Annotated in this window: 11 protein-coding genes; 7 read left to right on the forward strand and 4 right to left on the reverse strand. The window is 65.9% G+C overall.

The features are described from left to right. Positions 1-3 precede the first annotated feature (3 nt). From G6N27_RS04085 to G6N27_RS04100, 4 genes are all read left to right on the forward strand, one after another. On the forward strand, positions 4-1776 hold the full coding sequence (locus tag G6N27_RS04085) for an NAD(P)/FAD-dependent oxidoreductase (RefSeq protein WP_179963345.1): 1773 nt from the start codon (positions 4-6) through the stop codon (positions 1774-1776). A gap of 85 nt (positions 1777-1861) precedes the next feature. Next, positions 1862-7375 carry a type I polyketide synthase gene (locus G6N27_RS04090; RefSeq protein ID WP_308207568.1) on the forward strand — a complete coding sequence of 1838 codons (5514 nt, stop codon included), beginning with the start codon at positions 1862-1864 and terminating at the stop codon, positions 7373-7375. Beyond that, positions 7372-8208: an ABC transporter ATP-binding protein gene (locus G6N27_RS04095; RefSeq protein WP_163775192.1), complete on the forward strand. Its 837-nt coding sequence runs from the start codon at positions 7372-7374 to the stop codon at positions 8206-8208. The genes G6N27_RS04090 and G6N27_RS04095 overlap by 4 nt, the downstream gene beginning before the upstream one ends. Continuing rightward, the gene (locus tag G6N27_RS04100) at positions 8208-9065 is read left to right on the forward strand and encodes an ABC transporter permease (RefSeq protein WP_163775193.1); all 858 of its coding nucleotides are present in this window, start codon (positions 8208-8210) and stop codon (positions 9063-9065) included. The genes G6N27_RS04095 and G6N27_RS04100 overlap by 1 nt, the downstream gene beginning before the upstream one ends. A 1-nt stretch (position 9066) precedes the next feature. Here G6N27_RS04100 and G6N27_RS04105 read toward each other — a convergent pair whose 3' ends face one another. From G6N27_RS04105 to G6N27_RS04115, 3 genes are read right to left on the reverse strand one after another with little or no spacing between them, the layout of a single operon-like run. Next, positions 9067-10311 carry an FAD-dependent oxidoreductase gene (locus G6N27_RS04105; protein ID WP_163775194.1) on the reverse strand — a complete coding sequence of 415 codons (1245 nt, stop codon included), beginning with the start codon at positions 10309-10311 and terminating at the stop codon, positions 9067-9069. Between the two features lie 4 nt (positions 10312-10315). Next, a complete protein-coding gene (locus G6N27_RS04110) occupies positions 10316-10870 on the reverse strand; it encodes a MarR family winged helix-turn-helix transcriptional regulator (RefSeq protein WP_163775195.1) in 555 nt (184 codons plus the stop codon). A 24-nt stretch (positions 10871-10894) separates the two neighbouring features. After that, positions 10895-11584 (reverse strand): C39 family peptidase, encoded by a 690-nt coding sequence (locus tag G6N27_RS04115; protein WP_163775196.1) that lies wholly within the window; start codon positions 11582-11584, stop codon positions 10895-10897. A 326-nt stretch (positions 11585-11910) separates the two neighbouring features. Here G6N27_RS04115 and G6N27_RS04120 point away from each other — a divergent pair, with 326 nt between their 5' ends. Both G6N27_RS04120 and G6N27_RS04125 read left to right on the forward strand, forming a co-directional pair. Next, the gene (locus G6N27_RS04120; RefSeq protein WP_163775197.1) at positions 11911-16023 is read left to right on the forward strand and encodes a SpoIIE family protein phosphatase; all 4113 of its coding nucleotides are present in this window, start codon (positions 11911-11913) and stop codon (positions 16021-16023) included. Beyond that, positions 16023-16364 (forward strand): STAS domain-containing protein, encoded by a 342-nt coding sequence (locus G6N27_RS04125; RefSeq protein WP_163775198.1) that lies wholly within the window; start codon positions 16023-16025, stop codon positions 16362-16364. The genes G6N27_RS04120 and G6N27_RS04125 overlap by 1 nt, the downstream gene beginning before the upstream one ends. Positions 16365-16372: 8 nt before the next feature. Here the strand turns inward: G6N27_RS04125 and G6N27_RS04130 are convergent, their stop codons facing one another. Then, the gene (locus G6N27_RS04130) at positions 16373-16693 is read right to left on the reverse strand and encodes a hypothetical protein (protein ID WP_163775199.1); all 321 of its coding nucleotides are present in this window, start codon (positions 16691-16693) and stop codon (positions 16373-16375) included. A 98-nt stretch (positions 16694-16791) separates the two neighbouring features. Here G6N27_RS04130 and G6N27_RS04135 point away from each other — a divergent pair, with 98 nt between their 5' ends. Continuing rightward, positions 16792-18345, forward strand: a complete 1554-nt coding sequence (locus G6N27_RS04135; protein ID WP_163775200.1) for an FAD-dependent monooxygenase — start codon at positions 16792-16794, stop codon at positions 18343-18345. Positions 18346-18368 lie beyond the last annotated feature (23 nt).

An 18368-nucleotide genomic window follows, 5' to 3' on the forward strand; every position in this document is an offset into this window, starting at 1 on the left:
CCCGTGGACGTGCAGGCGCAGCTGTCGCAACTGAGCTCCGAGGCACGGGACGCGCTGGCACGACGGATCAAAGCTCATCTCTCAGATCAGCCGCGGCCCTCCGCCGCCGACCACGATGTGGCGATCATCGGGGGCGGAATTGCCGCGCTCACCCTTGCGCTGGAGATGCGCAGCGCCCGCCCGCAGACGCGGATCCTCGTCGTCGAATCCACGTCGCACCCCGTCTCGGAGATCACTCACACGGTCGGTGAGTCGACCGTCGAGATCTCTGCGCACTACCTGCGGGATCGCCTCGGTTTGGCCGACCATCTGAACTCGTCACAGATCCGCAAAATGGGCTTGCGGATGTTCTTCTCGCACAACGGCAACTCCGATATCGCCCAGCGAACGGAACTCGGCAGCTCCTCGTTCACACCTCAGGTCACGTACCAAATCGACCGCGGCCGGTTGGAGAACGAGCTCAATCGGCGTTGTCTGGCGGCGGGTGTCGTGATCACCGCCGGGCGAGTCCGGTCTGTCGAATTCGGTGCTGAGAATGGCGCGCACACCGTCTCGATTCAGAACGGCGACACGGTCACTCACACGACCGCCCGATGGGTGGTCGACGCGTCCGGGCGAAACAGGACACTGCCCCGGCAGATGCACCTCAAGCGGGCCAACGAACACAACTGCAATGCGGTATGGCTGCGCGTCGCGACCGACATCGACGTCGGCCAGTGGAGCGACGACGAGAGCTGGCAGGCACGGCTGGTCGAAGGTGATCGTTCGTTGTCCACCAATCATCTGATGGGCGAAGGGTACTGGGTCTGGCTGATCCGACTTGCGTCCGGCGCCACCAGCGTCGGCATAGTTGCCGACCCCGCTGTGCATGCTTTCGACACTTTCAACACACTCGCGAAAGCCCAAACATGGCTTCGCGAATACGAACCGCAATGCGCGGCGGTGCTGGCCGAGCACGAACACCTGATCAAAGACTTCCGCGTGATGAAGAACTACAGCCACGGCGCAACGCAGGTATACGACGGTCGCGCCCGGTGGTGTGTCACCGGGGATTCCGGGGTGTTCCTGGATCCGTTGTACTCGTCGGGGCTGGACCTGATCGCGATCGGCAACGGGCTGATCACCGACATGATCGGGCGCGAACTCGACGGTGAGGATGTCGTCGCCCGGTCACGGATCAGCGACTCGCTCTTCCGGTCCCTGACCGATATGTGGCTTGCCATCTACTGCCACCAGTACCCATTGATGGGGTCGCCGGTGGTGATGTCGGCAAAAGTAATCTGGGATATCGCGTTCTACTGGGGTTTCCTGGGATTCCTCTACAGCAACGGTCGATTCGTCAGTGTCGCCGACGATCCCGAGGTGGTGCCGTACCTCGACGGCATGATCAACCTCAGCAACCGGATGCAGCAATTCTTCCGCGAGTGGGCGGCCGTTGAGCCTGCGCGTCCCGCAGCACAATTCGTCGACCTATATGCGCCGCACAACTTCATGGTGACCCTGCACACCGCGATGATCGGCAGGTCGCCGGAGTTCGCCCAGGGCTTTCACGCCAACGCCCGACTGCTGCGGCAAATAGCGGGCCAACTGGTCGAAACGGTCCTCGCGGAGAAGAGCGGTCGGTTCTCCGACGACGACGTCATGCAGCAAGTGCAGGCGTGGCAACGAGACTCGTTCCTGCGAGACCTCAGGGCAATCTACCGCGAGGACCAGGTCACCAACCCGATCAGCCGGGACTGGATCCTCGGCACCGCACCTGCACTCGAATTCAGTTGACCAGAACGCTAATCCAAGTCGTCCGGGATGCCGACGTCACGCTCGGTGGGCGCTCCGTTATGAACCAGGCCATCAGGGCGAGAGGATGAACATGCTTGCCGAACACCCGCCCTTGGCGATCGTGGGTATCGGTTGTCGCCTTCCCGGCGGCGCCGATACCCCGGACAGCTACTGGCGCCTGCTGCGCGACGGGATCGACGCCACCTGCGAGGTTCCCGCCACACGATGGAATGCCGCGAAGTACCACGACCCGAACCCGGCAAAAGTCGGCAAGATGGTCACCCGTCGAGGTGGGTTCCTCAGCGAGATCGATCAATTCGACCCGCAATTCTTCGGCATATCCCCGCGTGAGGCGCACCTGATCGACCCGCAACAGCGCCTGCTACTGCGGGCGACGTGGGAAGCGCTGGAAGACGGCGGCATCTCCGCCGACGAGGTGGCCGGCACCGACGTCGGTGTGTTCATCGGCGGCTTCACACTCGACTACCAACTCCTGCAGAATCAGGGCCGCACCAGCCGCTACCGATTCAAAACCCATTCCGCCACCGGGATGATGATGACAATGCTGGCGAACCGGATCTCGTTCACCTTCGACTTCCGCGGACCGAGCATGACTGTCGACACGGCGTGTTCGAGCTCGCTGGTCGCGGTTCACCTTGCCGCACAGAGCATCTGGAACGGCGAGTGCAATCTCGCAGTGGCCGGCGGCGTTAACATCATGGTCGGCCCGAACACGGCCATCGCTGAATCCAAGAGCGGGTTTCTAAGTCCCGACGGCCGTTCCAAGGCTTTCGACGCCTCTGCCGACGGTTACGCGCGGGGCGAAGGTGGTGCGGTCGTCGTCATCAAGCCGCTCGCGCAGGCGCTGCGAGACGGCGACGAGATCTACGCGCAGATCCTCGGCACCGCGGTATCGCAGGACGGTCGCACCGACGGCATCACCGTACCCAGCGAGCAGGCCCAGGAAGCGGCGATCACGACGGCACTGCGCCGAGCGGGCGTCCAGCCCAACGACATCGGCTATGTGGAGGCGCACGGCACCGGGACCCCGGTGGGCGATCCGGTCGAGATGCGGGCGCTCGCGCGCGCGCTGGCCGCAGACCGAGCGACGACAGATCCGCTGCTGATCGGATCGGTCAAGACCAACATCGGCCACCTCGAAGCCGGCGCCGGCGTCGCCGGGTTGATCAAGACGGCACTGGTTCTCAAACACGGCTTCATCCCGGCCAACCTGCATCTCGAGAATCCCAGCGGTCCAATCCCGTTGGAAGAGCTTAATATCGACATCCCTCGCGTCGGTCGTCAGTTCCCCGAGACCACGCGGCGCATCGCGGGCGTCAACTCGTTCGGCTTCGGCGGCACCAACGCCCACGTCGTGCTGGCCGAGCCCCCCGCGCCCGACGATGTCCCGGAGCCGGAGGCCAAGCAGCACCTGCCGCTTACCGTCCTGCCGATCTCGGCGCGCACCGAGGAAGCGTTGGTGACGACCGCGCGGCAGCTGGCCGAGCATGTGAGCGCTCACCCCGAGCTCACCTTGTCAGATCTGGGATACACGCTCAGTCAACGCCGCTCGCACCACAGCTTTCGACGAGCCGTCATCGCCGGCAGCATCACCGACGCGCGTGACGAGCTGCACTCCCTTGCCGACGGCGAGCACATCTCCGTCAGCCGCGCACACTCGAACCCACCCAAGCTGGCCTTCGTCTGCAGCGGCATGGGCCCGCAATGGTGGAAGATGTGCCGCGGACTGCTCGACGTCTATCCCGCTTTCACCGAGAGCATCGTCCGCAGCGATCGGGAGCTGTCCAGGTACGCCGACTGGTCGTTGATCGACGAACTACGAGCCGACGAAACTTCCTCCCGGATGGCGGACACCGATGTCGCGCAACCCGCCAACTTCGCCATCCAGGTCGCACTCGCTGCGCAGCTCAAGGAGTTCGGGATCGAACCGGACGCGGTGATCGGACACAGTGCCGGGGAAGTGGCGGCCCACCACCTCGCCGGTCTTCTGACCTTTGAGCAGGCGATCCAGGTGATCTATCACCGCAGCCGATTGCAGCAACGCACCAGCGGATCGGGCCGCATGCTCGCCGTCGGTGTGGGCGCCGAGGCGCTCACCCAGGCGATCGACGAGAAGACGCGCGACGAGATCGGCCGGCGGGTATCCATCGCCGCAATCAACAGCCCATCGGCCATCACGGTCGCGGGCGACAGCGAGGTTCTCGACGACATCGCCCGTCAGCTGGACGAAGCCACGATCTTCAACCGGTATCTCAACGTGCAGGTGCCGTATCACACCCACTACATGGACGCGGTGAAAGACGACCTGCACACCGCATTGCAGACACTGTCGTCGACGCCGGCGGCTATACCGTTGTACTCCACCGTGACTGGCGAACGGTTGGACGGCTACGCGGCCGGCGCCGCCTACTGGTGGCAGAATACCCGCGCCACAGTCCTTTTCGAACCCGCCGTGCGGCGGATGCTCGACGACGGGTACACCCACTTCGTCGAGCTGGGTCCGCATCCGGTGCTGTCGCCGTCGATCATCGAGATCGCCGGAGCCCAGCGGGTCGAGATTGCCGTCGTGCCCACCCAGCGCCGCAATGACGACGACAGTCGTACGTTGATGAATTGCGTTGGCGCGCTGCACTGTCACGGCCATGACATTGCGTGGGAGGCACTGCATCCGCGCGCGGGCGCCCGGCTGGTGAAGCTTCCGTCGTATCCGTGGCAATGCAAGCGGTTCTGGTACGAGACCGAGGAAGCGGCCGAGGAGTTGCACTACAAGCCGGTGCATCCGTTGTTGGGGCAGCCGGTGTGTGCCGTGCACCCGACCTGGGAATCGGAGTTGAGCACCGCCGTCATTCCATTCCTGGCAGATCACCAGGTGCAGGGCAGCGTTGTCGTGCCCGGCGCGGTGTTCATCGAGATGGCACTGGCAGCGGCGAAGGAGATCTACGGGTCGGCAGAACACAGTGTCGACAATTTGGTGCTCCGGCGCGCGATCATCCTCGACGACACCTGCGATCCGATTCTGCGCACCACGCTCAACCAGGACACCGGCGCAGTGGAATTCGCCGCGTTCACCGCGACAGCGGACGGTGAGCTGAAGTGGACGGTGACGGCGACCGCGGAACTGAACACGCTTCCGCGCTCGCGTGACCGACTCGATGTGACCAGCGACACCGAACCGGCCAGCACCATCAGCAGTGACGAGTTCTACGCCAGCACCCAGGCCATGGGATTCGGCTACGGTGATGCATTCCAGTCCATCGGCAGGCTCGCATCCGGCGACGGCTGGGCAGCGGCTGAGATGGCGGTCCCTCCGGCCATCGCCGACGACGTCGACGACTACCGATTCCACCCGGCACTCATCGACGGCGCCTTCCAAACACTGTTCGGCGCACCGATTCTCGACCGCGACGCAGAAGACAGCCCGTACCTGCCCACCCGGATCCGGCGAAGCGCCATCTACCGGTCACCTGAAGATAAGATGACCGCCCACGTGCGTGTCGTGTCGGCGACCAGAGAACAGGTCGAAAGCGACATCACAATCACCGACGACAGTGGTGAGCTGCTCGCCGTGTTCAGCGGCTTCACCGTGCAGTCACTCAGCGCCTCGTCGCGGGTGTCATCCGACCGCATCGACAAGGGGCTCACCGAGATTCATTGGGTCGCGGGCCCCGACGCAGAGCGTGAGACCGCGGTGTCATTGGACAGTTCGTCCTGGCTCGTTCTGGTCGACAACGCCGGCGTCGGAGCGGCGATCGCCGAGCAACTGCGTGGCAGTGGCCACCGCGTGCGGACCGTCGCGCACCATCCGGTCAACGCGCTCACCGAAGTTGACGGCGGGTACGCGGTAAACCCGCGGCAACCCGAGCATCTGCGCGCACTGCTCGACACGCATCTGGAGACGGAGGGCAGCCTTGCCGGCGTCATCGACTGCTGGCCGATGGACATCGCCGACGAAGCCGATGGGGGAGACGAGACGCACCAGGTCGGTGTCTTCACGATTCTTCGTCTGGTGAAAGCCTTCGCCGACCGAGAGGACATTCAGCCGCGCCTCTACCTGGTCACCGCCAACACCCAGCCGGTGCTCGGAACTCAATCGATTGCCGTTGAGCAGGCAGCCATTTGGGGTCTCGGCCGAGTGATCGGACACCAGGAATTCGTCACACACTGGGGCGGCCTGATCGACATCGACGACGCCGACGACCAAGCTGAGACCGCCGCGCGGATCTGCGCGCATGTCCTCACCGACCGGACCGAGGATCAGATCGCGATCCGCGACCGCGCAACGTTCGTCCCTCGGCTTCGCCCGTGCAGCGGCCTCACCAAAGCCTTCCCCACCAAACTCACGCCGGACGCCACATACGTCGTCACCGGCGGAGCCGGGGCGCTGGGGCGCACCGTGGCGACTTACCTCGCCGAACGGGGGGCACGACACATCGCGCTGCTGGGCCGAAGTGCGATCCCGCCGCGAGAATGTTGGGCCTCGCTGGCTGACGACGATCCGCAGCGCGCGATCGTCGACACGATCCGCGACATCGAAGGCCTCGGCGCCAGGGTGAGCACCGCCAGCGTCGACATCACCGATGCGGGGCAGTTGAATTCGTGGCTCAGTCAACACATCAGCGACGGCGGCCAACCGGTCCGCGGCGTCGTGCATGCCGCGGGATCTGTCGACGACCAACTTCTGGTGAACATGGACGAGACCGATTTCACGAAGGTGCTCGCGCCCAAGGTCACCGGTACACGCATGCTGCACAACTGTTTTGGCGGGCACGACCTCGAGTTCTTCGTGATGTTCGGGTCGGCGGGATCGGTCATCGCATCGCCCGGTCAGGGTAACTACGCCGCCGCGAACGCATTCCTCGACGCCTTCGCGCATTACCGGCAGGCGCAGGGCCTGCCTGCTCTCACCATCGGGTGGGGCCCCTGGTCGATCGGAATGGTCGAAGAGCTCAAGCTGGAAAAGCTGTACGCGCAGCGGGGGATCGAGCTCATCACGCCGGCGGCGGGCGCCAAGATCCTCGATCGGCTCCTCAACCAGAAGGTCGCCAACGTCGTCGCTATCAGCGCCGACTGGAGACTGGCCCGTAGCGCCGGCCTCAGCGGGCAGTTGCCCGCGATGTTCTCCGAGTTGGGCGCGGCCGACGCGTCGCCTGATCAGACCGATGCGGACTCGTCGCTCCTCGACGTTCTCTCCAAGATCCCGGAGGCGGACCGGATCGACGCTGTCGCAGAACGAGTTCGACACCTCGCCGCCGCGGTCTTCGATCTCGAGGTCACCGATATCGGACCCGACGAACTGCTCAACGACATCGGTATGGATTCCATGATGGCAATGGATTTCCGGGTGCGGATCAATGCGATGTTCACGATCGACCTTCCGGTGCTCGAACTGCTCAGGGGGGTCAGCGTCAATTCACTGGCCGAACGCGTGCTCGCCGAGCTTCGCCTGCCAGGTGCTGACGCGCACACCGAACAGCGGTCTGAACTCCCTGACGACGACGTCGCCCGGCTCTTCGCCGAGCTGTCCGAGGACGAGATGCGGGAACTCCTGGTCGAACTCGAGCGACAGCAGCAGCAATGACGCCCGCGATACAGGTCCGTGGTTTGTGCAAGTCCTACGGGCAGGTACCCGCGGTCCGGGATCTGGATCTCGACGTCGAGTACGGGGAGATATTCGCGATTCTCGGGCCCAACGGCGCGGGTAAGTCGACGACGGTCGAAATCCTCGAGGGCAACCGGCAGCGCGATTCCGGAGACGTGGTGGTGTTGGGCGAAGACCCCGGGACCGCGGGCCGGAGTTGGCGCGCGAAGATCGGCATTGTGCTGCAGGAGGCCAGCGATTTCGGCATGTTGACCGTGTCGGAAACCGCGCGCATGTTCGCCCAGTGCTTCGGGGATGCCCGAATCCCGGGCGAGGTATTGCAACTCGTCGGGCTGGGCTCGCTGTCGGATTCGAAAGTGCGCACGCTGTCCGGAGGTCAGCGCCGCAGGCTCGACGTCGCGCTGGGCATCATCGGCATGCCCCAATTGCTGTTCCTCGACGAACCGACGACCGGTTTCGATCCAGAAGCCAGACGGAAATTCTGGGATCTCATCAGGCTTTTGGCGCTCGACGGCACAACCATCGTGCTCACCACCCATTACCTGGACGAAGCCGCCACCCTGGCGGACCGGGTCGCTGTCATCGCCGGGGGCAGGGTGGTGGCGGTCGACTCGCCGGCACAGTTGATCGGATACGTGAACTCGGCCGCGACCGTGCGCTGGATGGAGGGCGATGAGGAACATGTGGAGCACACCGAGCATCCCACCGAATTGATCCGGCGTCGGTCGCGAGACGGTGACGAACTTTCCCGGTTGACGGTCTCTCGGCCGACTCTCGAAGACGCCTACCTGCAACTGATCGGCCAGGCGTGATGGCCATCGACCACACCGCAAACGTGACAACGCCCAGACACCGTCAGGCAGCGCAGGATTCACCGCTGCCGTCCCCCCTGCGAATCGGGTTGTCGCGGGTCGTGCCCGAGTTGAAGATGTTCTACCGTCGACCCGAGCAGGTCGCTCTGACGTTTTCGATGCCCGCGGTGATCAGCCTGCTGCTGGGTTCGATCTTCTCGGCGAAACTCCCGCACAGCACCACCAGCACCGGCGCGGTGATCGGGGCCAGCATGCTCGCCTACGGCATTCTGTCCACGTCATTCATCAACCTCGGCATCGGCATCGCCGGCGACCGCGACACCGGCGCGCTGCGGCGACTTCGCGGAACGCCGACGACAGCATCGTCGTATTTCATCGGAAAAATTTTGCTCGTCGCGGTGGTCAGTTTCGCCGAAGCGATCGTGCTGGTGTCGGCGGGGATCTTGGTGTTCAAACTTCGGCTGCCGTCAAGCCTTTTCGGGTGGTTCACGCTGACGTGGGTATTTCTGCTCGGGGTGGTCAGTTGCTCACTGCTGGGCGTTTTCATCAGCAACTTCGCGAGCAACGCCGTGTCGGCCGCCGTCATCACCAACGGCCCAGCGGTCGGGTTGCAGTTCATCTCCGGCACCTATGTGCCGCTGATGGCGTTGCCGTCGTGGATGTTGACTCTCGGCTCCATCTTTCCGGTCAAATGGATGGCCCAGGGGTTCCGGTCGGTGCTGCTGCCACCGGACATGGTCGCCTTCGAACCGGCTGGGAGCTGGGAGCATTGGCGAATATTTCTCGTGCTGACGGCGTGGAGCATTGGCGGCCTGATCGCCTGTATGGCCGTCTTCCGGTGGTCGGACACCAAGTGACTCAGGTCGCCAGAATCTGTTCGGCGGTCCGACGACCGCTGACCAGCGCGCCCTGAATCGAGGCGGTGTCACGGTGGTCGCCGCACCACCACAGCCCGTCGCCGAGTCGCACCGGTCGTCTCGCCCGCAACGGCGGCGGCTGCGCCGGCAACGCATGAGGAATCACGTTGCGGATCAACGGCTTCCAATTGCGCGAGTCGATGCCCATGATGGCACCCGCGTGCTGTCGCGTGACGGCCTCCGGCGGTGCCGCACCCGAGGAGTCCAGCAGTGCCGACGCGGCGATCAGATGACGTCCGGGCGGCGCATAGCTGGGTGCCGCCTTGCTGATGACGGCGGTATTCAGCACCGGGCCGGCGGGGTCGGCGCGACCGTCGACCCAGAGCATCGGCGGAGTCGTCGGGATGTCGTCGCTCGCCCACCAGTCCGTGACGACTCCGTGCGTGGCGGGCTGCGCCGACCCGGTCAGCGTGGCGGCATCGACGGGACCCGCGGCGACCACGACGTTCGGCGCGTGCGTGACGCCGTCGGAGCCCCACACGTCCCAGCCGTCGGCGCTGCGTTCGATGCGAGTCACCGGATAATTCAAGGCAATCCGGTCGTCCAGCGGCGCCGCCAGCTGACGCGGCAGGGCCTGCATGCCTTCGGCCGGCAATGCCGGAACGCCGCGCAGAAACATCCGGGCCAGCAGCAGGCTGAACGCATTGGACGTGCTGCCGGTGTCCTCGAGCAGCACGCCGGCGAGGAACCGGTCCACGACGCGGCGCACCTCGCCGCGGACCCGGGCTCGATCCAACGCCGCGGCGAGAGTCGTGTCGGGCCGCTCCGGCGATGTGAGTCTGCCCGGCCGCAGCGCGGCAATCCCCCAGCGGGACAGCGCGAGAACGTCCGTCGGCCTGATGCCACCGCCGATGAGCATGGCGGGCACCCGCAAGGGTTCGCGAAGCGGATGCGCCCATATCGCGGCGCTGCGCTCCCGCCGCACCGCAACCCCGGCTCCGAAGGGCTTGAGACCGAGAGCGGGGATATCGACAGCTCGGCGTAGCTCCGGATAGGCCGAGTTCAGCACCTGAAAGCCTCTGTCGCACAGAAAGCCGTCGATGGCATCGGTGCGAACGCGCCCTCCGACGTCGTCACCCAACTCGAGCACTCGCACCTCGCGGCCCGCCGCCGCCAACACGCCCGCGCACCGCAGGCCGGCCAGGCCGGCACCGATTACGAGCACGTCAGCGTCGTCGCTCACCATGACCTCAACGCCCTTCGGTGGAATGCCCGTTGTCGGAGCGGGCGTCCTGGGCAGACCGTCCGGAGGCCGTCTGCAGCTCGTCTTCGAACGCCGACATTGCGTCGTTCATCGCCATCAGTACCCGGTGGGTAGCCAGCAGCTCGTCGTCGGACAGCTCGGCGACCGCCGAGTGCAGGTGAGCGCCGAGCGGACCGAAAAACTCCCGGCCCAGCACTCTGGCGCCATCCTCCATGCGCAGCAACGATTTTCGCCGGTCGGAGGGGTCGGTTTCGCGCCGAATGTGTCCTGCGCTCATCACCCGGTCGACCAGGTATGTGATCGCGGCATTGGAGATGTCCATCCGCTCGCGCAGTTGGCTCGAGTTCAGCGGCTCTCCCGCGGTTTCGGCGACCATGATGTGCAGCAACGCCCGAAGATCGCTGTTGTGCAGATGGTGCTGGCGCGCGAAGTGCCGGCCGAGGCGATCCGACCCGGCCGTCATCGCGCGCAGATCCGCGCCCATCAAGTTCTCGAGTTCTGCTCGACTCGGCGGTGCGCTATGAGCTTCGCGCTCGGCCATGTGCCCGATTCCCCCTCGGCGGTTTCACCTCAACAATGACACGCCTCGCGTCGTCACCACTGCCGAGTTGTGATTAGTGGCCCAGGCCTGCTCGAACGTGGCAGTGGGAACGCGCTCGTCTCGGCCGCTGCTGATGCCGCTGTCGTTGAGGTGTACCACACCCGGTCTGGGTTCGATGCCGGTGACCACCACAAAGTGGTTCCCGACGTCCCGTTTTCCGGCGCGGTTCCAGATGGTTTCGGCGTTGAGTATGACGATGACACCGCGCTTTTCGGCCAGATCCTGCTCGAGCGCGCCGATGGTGGTCTGCACGTTGTCGGCTTGGACGCGATAGTGCGCCAATAGCACCGGCAGGTCTCTGATGTCGGTCCCGGGGGAAAGGCTCCAGATCGGTCCGGGATGTGCTGTGCTCGGCATGCTTTCGGCCAGGGCGATCATCTGCTGCTCGGTGGGCTGGTCGCCGGTGATCTGGCCCACGACAACGGCCACCGCCATTTCGCCACAATCGGAAGTGTGTTGCTGGCGCCAATACGACGCGGCGGATGAAGGGTCCCCGTACGCGGCGACGTCGTGGTTTGTGCTCGCTTCAAGGATGTGACGGTCAGGGGTCGCGTGCACCGCCCCGGTCGACGTGACGGCGGCAGCACACAACAGCGCAACGATCTGTGCGGTGCGCGCTGCCGCGCCGATCGCCTGTCTCGCTGTGCTCGTCATGGGCGCCCTCGCTCGAGCCGCCACAGCGGCATGGTTGGCATATTCGGGACGGGCTCCGATGGCCGTACACACAATCGTCCGGGGAGACCTCGCGAAATCGCCGCAACGCCACGCGGAGATTGCCCTGAGTGCGCTGGCTTGGATGCCGGCGAAAAGGGGAACCCGCACCCACGATGTACCTGATGCGCGGCCAGTCGAGCGGGATGACCAGGGACGACGCTTCCCGCAAACGCTGGCCGCGACCGCTCGGTAAGTGGTTTTCTTTATAGAACGACGCTGACCGGCGAGGGCAGCGGCAGCCGGCCGGCCCAGAGAACGTGAAAGGGATGTCAGTGGTCTTCCGCGCAGACCAGGAGATCGGACGCGATCTCGCCGCTGTCGACTGGAAGTCAACCCCGCTGGGGCCCGTCGAGGGGTGGCCCCAAAGCCTTCGCACGGCCGTCGACATCCTGCTGTCGTCACGGTTTGCCATGTGGATGGCGTGGGGCCCGGAGCTGACGTTCTTCTGCAACGCCGCGTATCGCCGTGACACGCTCGGCCTGAAATACCCGTGGGCGCTCGGCCGTCCGGCCAGCGAGGTGTGGTCCGAGATCTGGTTCGACGTCAGTCCTCGGATCGAGCACGTCCTGTCGACCGGCGAGGCGACTTGGGACGAGGCCCTGATGCTGCTGCTGGAGCGGTCCGGCTACAGCGAGGAGTCGTATCACACGTTCTCCTATAGCCCGCTGCGCGACGACGCCGCGGCCGTGGTCGGCATGCTGTGCGTGGTCAGCGAGGACACCGACCGGGTGATCGCCGAGCGGCGGATGGCGACGCTGCGCGACCTCGGGTCCGATCCCAGCGTGGCGCGCACCGAGCGGCAGATGCTGGACTTTGCGTCCGGACAGCTTGCCGCCAATCCGTACGACCTGCCGTTCACCCTGACCTATCTGTTCGGCGAGGACGGCGACGCACATTTGGCGGGCGTCAGCGGCATCTCGCGCGAGCATCCGGCCGCGCCCGAGACACTTCCGAGCGACGGTGCCGCGGTGTGGCCCGTCCTGAAGGCCTCGCGCGGTGAGACCGAGCTGATCGAAGCCGACGCTCTACCTCTGGATCTGCCCACAGGTGCCTGGCGCGAGCCGCCCACGCAGGCGCTGGTGGTGCCGCTGCTGCAGCAGGGCAGCGCGTCACTCGGATTGTTGGTGGCCGGGCTGAACCGGCACCGCCGCTTCGACGACGATTACCTGGGCTTCATCGAGTTGGTGGCCGGACACGTCGCGTCGTTAGTGAGCAGCGCACGCAGCTTCCGGGCGCAGCAGCAGCGCGCCGAGTCACTGGCCGAACTCGACCGCGCCAAGACCACGTTCTTCTCGAATATCAGCCACGAGTTCCGCACCCCGTTGACGCTGATCCTCGGGCCGGTCGACGAACTTCGCGCCCGGACCGTCGGCGTCGACGAGCAGGCGCGCGCGGAGCTGGAGCTCATCCACCGCAACGGCTTGCGGCTGACCAAGCTGGTCAACACCCTGCTGGACTTCTCCCGCATCCAAGCCGGGCGCATGCAGGCACGCTTCGAGCCCGCCGACTTGCCGTCGGTCACCGCCGAGCTGGCCAGCGTCTTCCGCTCGGCGATCGACCGGGCCGGATTGATGTTCACCGTGGACTGCCCGCCGTTGGACGAGCCGGTGTATCTGGATCGCGAGATGTGGGAGAAGGTCATGCTCAACCTGCTCTCCAACGCGCTGAAGTTCACCTTCGACGGCTCGATCACGGTCGAGGTCGGACGCGACGACACCGCCGCGATCGTCACGGTACGTGACACCGGGATCGGCATTCCCGCCGCCGAGATACCGCGGCTGTTCGAGCGGTTTCACCGGGTCGAGACAATCCGCGCCCGGTCCACGGAGGGCAGCGGAATCGGGCTGGCGCTGGTCAAAGAACTCGTCGGCTTGCACGGCGGCACGATCACCGCCGACAGCGAGGAAGGTGCAGGCTCGACGTTCACTGTGCGGCTGCCCTTCGGTGCGGCCCATCTACCGGTCGACGAGCTTGCCCCGGCGCCGGCAGCTCGCGCGACCTCCGGCACTGTTGCCAACCCTTACCTGCAGGAGGCGTTGCGCTGGCTGCCGTCCGAGGCCGATTCTGTGTCGCCCGACGACAGCACCGCACCGATGATCCCGGCCGACGGTGACGGCGAACGGCCGCGGGTGCTGGTGGCCGACGACAACGCCGACATGCGCGAATACCTGACCAGTCTGATGCGGACGTCCGGCTACCAGGTCAGCGAAGCCACCGACGGCCGGCAGGCGCTCGACGCGATCCGCGCCGAAATGCCCGACCTCGTCATCAGCGACGTCATGATGCCCGGTATGGACGGCCTCCAGTTGGTCGCGGCGCTTCGCGAGGATCCGCAGGTCGCCGCCGTGCCGGTGCTGCTGTTGTCCGCGCGTGCCGGTCAGGAAGCGTCCATCGAAGGCATGCTGGCCGGCGCCGACGATTACCTGGTCAAACCATTCGCGGCCGCGGAGCTGCTGGCCAGGGTGCGCGCCAATATCGAACTCGCCCGGCTTCGCACTCATCAGGCCCGCTGGCGCACCGCCTTGTTGAACTCACTGCAAGAGGCGTTCTTCGTGTGTGACGAACACGGCGCCGTCATCGAAATGAACAGCGCGTTCAGCGAGATCCTCGGCTACGGCCGCGAACACCTGCCGTATCCGGCCACGCACCCGTGGTGGCCGGACGCCGACACCGACCCCGAGGCCCATCATCTGGTCGAAGTGGCGTTCGAGCAGATGCTGGGAAGCACCCATGGGGAATTCACCGTCCCGGTCAATCATCGCGACGGGCACCGGGTGTGGGTCGCAGCCAACTTCAGCCACGCCCAAGATCCCGACTCGGGGCGACCGGTCATGGTCGGCACCATGCGGGACGTCACCGCCGAGCACTATCTCGTGCAGCGTCAGAGCGCCCTGGCCGCACTGAATCAACAACTGGCACAAGCCGATACGGTCGACAGCGCCCTGCGCGGAGCGGCCGAGGAGCTGCGCCGGGTCTGGCAGGCCCGGCGCGTTCTCGCCGTTACGTTCAGCGAGGCCGCCGCCCCCGAAGTGATCTGCGCGGGGGATCCCGTCGGATGGGCCGAGCTGTTGCCGCGGGAGCAGCAGCTGATCGCGTCGCTGCGAGCCGCCGACCTGCTGACCACCCTGACCGACGAGGCGGGCGCGGCAGGGATCGCGCTGCGCCACCCGGGCGGAGTACTGGTCATCTGGGTCGAACTCGCTGAGCAGCGGCCGTTCAGCACCGAAGACCACACGCTGCTCACGGTGCTGGCCGGACGCCTAGGCCAGGGCCTGCAGCGGGTCTACGAGGTGGACGCGCAACGCGAAACCGCTGTGGCGCTGCAGCATGCGATGCTCGGGCCCGAGACGCTGCCCGGAGGATTCGCCGTGCGCTACCACCCCGCGAGCCTGCCGCTGCAGGTCGGGGGGGACTGGTACGACGTCGTCAAGCTCGACCACGGCCGCGTCGCATTGATCGTCGGCGACTGCGTCGGTCATGGTTTGGCCGCCGCCACGGTGATGGGTCAGCTGCGGAGCGCCTGCCGGGCGTTGCTGCTGGAGAAATCCAGTCCCCGCGCTGTGCTTGCCGGGCTGGACCGTTTCGCCGCGCGGTTGCCCGGCGCCGGCTGTACCACGGCGTTCTGCGCCGTGCTCACCCTGGCCACCGGCGAACTGGTGTACTCGAGCGCCGGCCATCCGCCGGCCATCATCGTGCACGCCGACGGCACCACCGGGATGCTCGACGGCGGACAGGGCTTTCCCCTGACGGTTCGCCCAAATCAGCCCAGGCCCGAGGCTCACGCCACAATGGCGCCCCGCTCGACACTGCTGCTCTACACCGACGGTTTGGTCGAACGTCGCGGCAACTCCATCGAGGACGGCATGGCCCGCGCCGCCGGCCTCGTCGGCAACGGCCGCTCGAGCGAGTTGGACGACGTGGCAAACAAGTTGATGTCTGAGCTCGAGCCCACCGGCGGCTATCCCGACGACGTCGCCATCCTGCTCTATCGGCAGCCGGCTCCGCTGGAGATGGACTTCACCGCCGACGTGCGCCATCTCGCCCCGAGCCGCGCTGCGTTGAGAACGTGGCTCACCCAGGCCGGTGTCGAGCCGGATCAGGTTCAGGACATGCTCATCGCCACCGGCGAAGCCGTCGCCAATGCGATCGAACACGGTCACCGCGGCCATCCCGAGGGCACCATCTCGCTGCGTGCGTCCGCCGTCGCCGACGGGCTCCAGGTCAGCGTCGTCGACACCGGCGTCTGGAAGACACCGCGCCACGTGCCCAGCGACTACCGGGGTCGCGGCATTTCGCTCATGCGATGTCTGGTGCAGGACTTGAGCATCCATTCCAATGACGCGGGTACTACAGTTCACATGTACGCAAGGATCCCGTAATGATGACCCCGCTCACCCTTGAAACGGACCGTGGCGCCGATGGGACGCCACGGGTCATTGCGGCGGGCGAAATCGACACCAGCAACATCCATGTCTTCACCGAGGCGCTGACCAGCGCCACCAACGGCACCCGCGGACCGATCACCGTCGACATGAGCGCGGTCAAATACCTCGACAGCGCGGGCATCAATGTACTTTTCAAGCACGCCGACGAGATTGATCGCCTGCACCTCATCGTCCACCCATTCCTCATGCGGGTCCTGACGATCACCGGGCTCAGCGAGATCGCCACGGTTCAACCGGCGCCTACGCCGGACGGCGGCGGTTCGACGCCGGCCTGACGCGTAGCTCAGTGATGGTCGAGATGCTGTGCGGCATTACAGATTCCGTCAGGCGGCATGTCCAGGCGGTCGGTGATCGAGTGGCGCCTTTCCGGTTTGGCGGCAGGTTCACCCCAGTAGTCGGTGACCGTGGTGGCACAGCCGTCGCGTAACTCCGCGATGCTGACGTTGCGGTACAGGCGTCCGTCGCCGTAGTTGCAACTCCATCCGACGACGATCACGTCGACGGGCCGCAGGCGGCGACCGACTCCCAGCGTCAGATCGGGGAAGGGCTCCTCGACGTGGCCGATCAGGTCACGGCCGTATGGACCTCGCCCATTTGCGGCCATTGGCGCCGGCAGTCAGGATCGACACCTGTACCAGGGACGTGTCGCGTCGTAGCATTTTCCACGGTGCTGCACGCCCCCTGAAGAAGCCAGGTGAGCCCGTGATTGACGTCGTGATCGCAGGGGCTGGCCCGGATGGGCTGATGGTGGCGTGCGAATTGGGACTCGCCGGGATCCGGCCGATCGTGCTGGATCCGGCACCTGGCCCTAATCCGGCAGCGCGGGTGAACCGCATAGTGGGCCAAGCGGCGCGGATCCTTGATTACCGAGGTCTCTACAGCGCGCTAACCGGTGCGGATGCGCCGATACCCGTCCCGCATGCGAACTTCGCCGGCCTTTCCCTGGATCTCGCCGCGGTGCCGGCCTCCCAACTGTTCGCCATCCCTGTCCAACAATTCAGTCTCGTTCAGCTGCTTGCCGAGCGGGCGGGCAACTACGGGACGGACATTCGGTGGGGCCATGCCCTGACCGGTTTCGATCAACGCGACGACGGCATCACGGTCCATGTCGCCGGCCCCGACTGCAGCTACGATCTCACGACGCAATACCTGGTCGGCGCGGACGGCGGCACCAGCACAACACGCCACCTCGCCGGCATCGAGTTTCCCGGAATGTCGTCCTACGACCTGGTCATCCGGATCGGGTTCGACGTAGTGCCACCCGACGAGTGGATTGAACCGATCCCGCCGGATCCACGCGGACCCGGCCACCTCCCGCCCCAGCAGTTCCACCGAACTGACCGCGGCGTCTTCGTTTACGGCGAGATGGGTAGCCGCGTGGCGATGATGACCTACGAGCTCGACAACGCTCCTCACGAACAACGCAACGACGGCACCGCCGGTGAGCCGCCCATGAGCCTGGCCGAATTGCAGGCCAGCGCAGAGCGTGTGCTTGGCACCGATGTGCCGCTGCGGCCGGTATCTCGTGACGCACCCCTTGATCTACGGCGCGTCGCCGGCATCAACTCTCGGATTGCGTCCCACTATCAGGTCGGCAGGGTGTTCCTGGTCGGCGACGCCGCGCACGTCCATGCGCCGATCGGTGGACCGGGCCTCAACCTTGGTTTGCAGGACGGCGTGAACCTCGGCTGGAAGTTGGCGGCGGTGTCGAGTGGGCGGGTGGCACCCGCGTTGCTTGCCACCTATGAGGTCGAGCGGCGGCCCGCTGCCGAACGCCTCGTCATGCAGACCCGAGCACAACTGGCACTTTTCCGTCCGGGCCCGGAAGTCACCGCGCTGCGCGATCTTTTCACCGAACTACTCAGCGATCCCAACAATGTCCTGCGGATCAGTGACCTGCTCTCCGGCGCGGACAACCACTACACGGCAGGCAACGGCGCCCATCCGTTCGTCGGACGGTGGGTGCCCGACTTCACCGTGGCGAGCGCCTCCGGGCGGCAACGCGTCGCCGAGCTCGCCCGCGCCGGGCTACCGGTACTGGTCGATCTGACCGAGGACGGCGCGTTCGCAGCCGCGGTGACCGATACCGACGACCGGCTCACGGTCGCGGTCGGACGGCCTGTCGACGCGGTGGGCGCCACGGCCGTGCTGGTGCGCCCCGACGGTTACGTGGCCTGGGCGTCGTCGCAGGCCCAGCCCGCGCGCGAGGACACACACCAGCTACGTGCCGTGCTCACCCAGTGGTTCGGCATCTGACCGCCCACCCAACAGGAGAAAGC

The organism is Mycobacterium cookii (assembly GCF_010727945.1).
Classification (GTDB): domain Bacteria; phylum Actinomycetota; class Actinomycetes; order Mycobacteriales; family Mycobacteriaceae; genus Mycobacterium; species Mycobacterium cookii.

Excerpts from the sequence above, each read along its gene's own strand:
- G6N27_RS04090 (WP_308207568.1), top strand. The coding sequence starts at position 1,862 with ATGAACATGCTTGCCGAACACCCGCCCTTGGCGATCGTGGGTATCGGT.
- G6N27_RS04095 (WP_163775192.1), top strand. The coding sequence starts at position 7,372 with ATGACGCCCGCGATACAGGTCCGTGGTTTGTGCAAGTCCTACGGGCAG.
- G6N27_RS04100 (WP_163775193.1), top strand. The coding sequence starts at position 8,208 with ATGGCCATCGACCACACCGCAAACGTGACAACGCCCAGACACCGTCAG.
- G6N27_RS04105 (WP_163775194.1), bottom strand. The coding sequence starts at position 10,311 with ATGGTGAGCGACGACGCTGACGTGCTCGTAATCGGTGCCGGCCTGGCC.
- G6N27_RS04110 (WP_163775195.1), bottom strand. The coding sequence starts at position 10,870 with ATGGCCGAGCGCGAAGCTCATAGCGCACCGCCGAGTCGAGCAGAACTC.
- G6N27_RS04115 (WP_163775196.1), bottom strand. The coding sequence starts at position 11,584 with ATGACGAGCACAGCGAGACAGGCGATCGGCGCGGCAGCGCGCACCGCA.
- G6N27_RS04120 (WP_163775197.1), top strand. The coding sequence starts at position 11,911 with ATGTCAGTGGTCTTCCGCGCAGACCAGGAGATCGGACGCGATCTCGCC.
- G6N27_RS04125 (WP_163775198.1), top strand. The coding sequence starts at position 16,023 with ATGATGACCCCGCTCACCCTTGAAACGGACCGTGGCGCCGATGGGACG.
- G6N27_RS04130 (WP_163775199.1), bottom strand. The coding sequence starts at position 16,693 with ATGGCCGCAAATGGGCGAGGTCCATACGGCCGTGACCTGATCGGCCAC.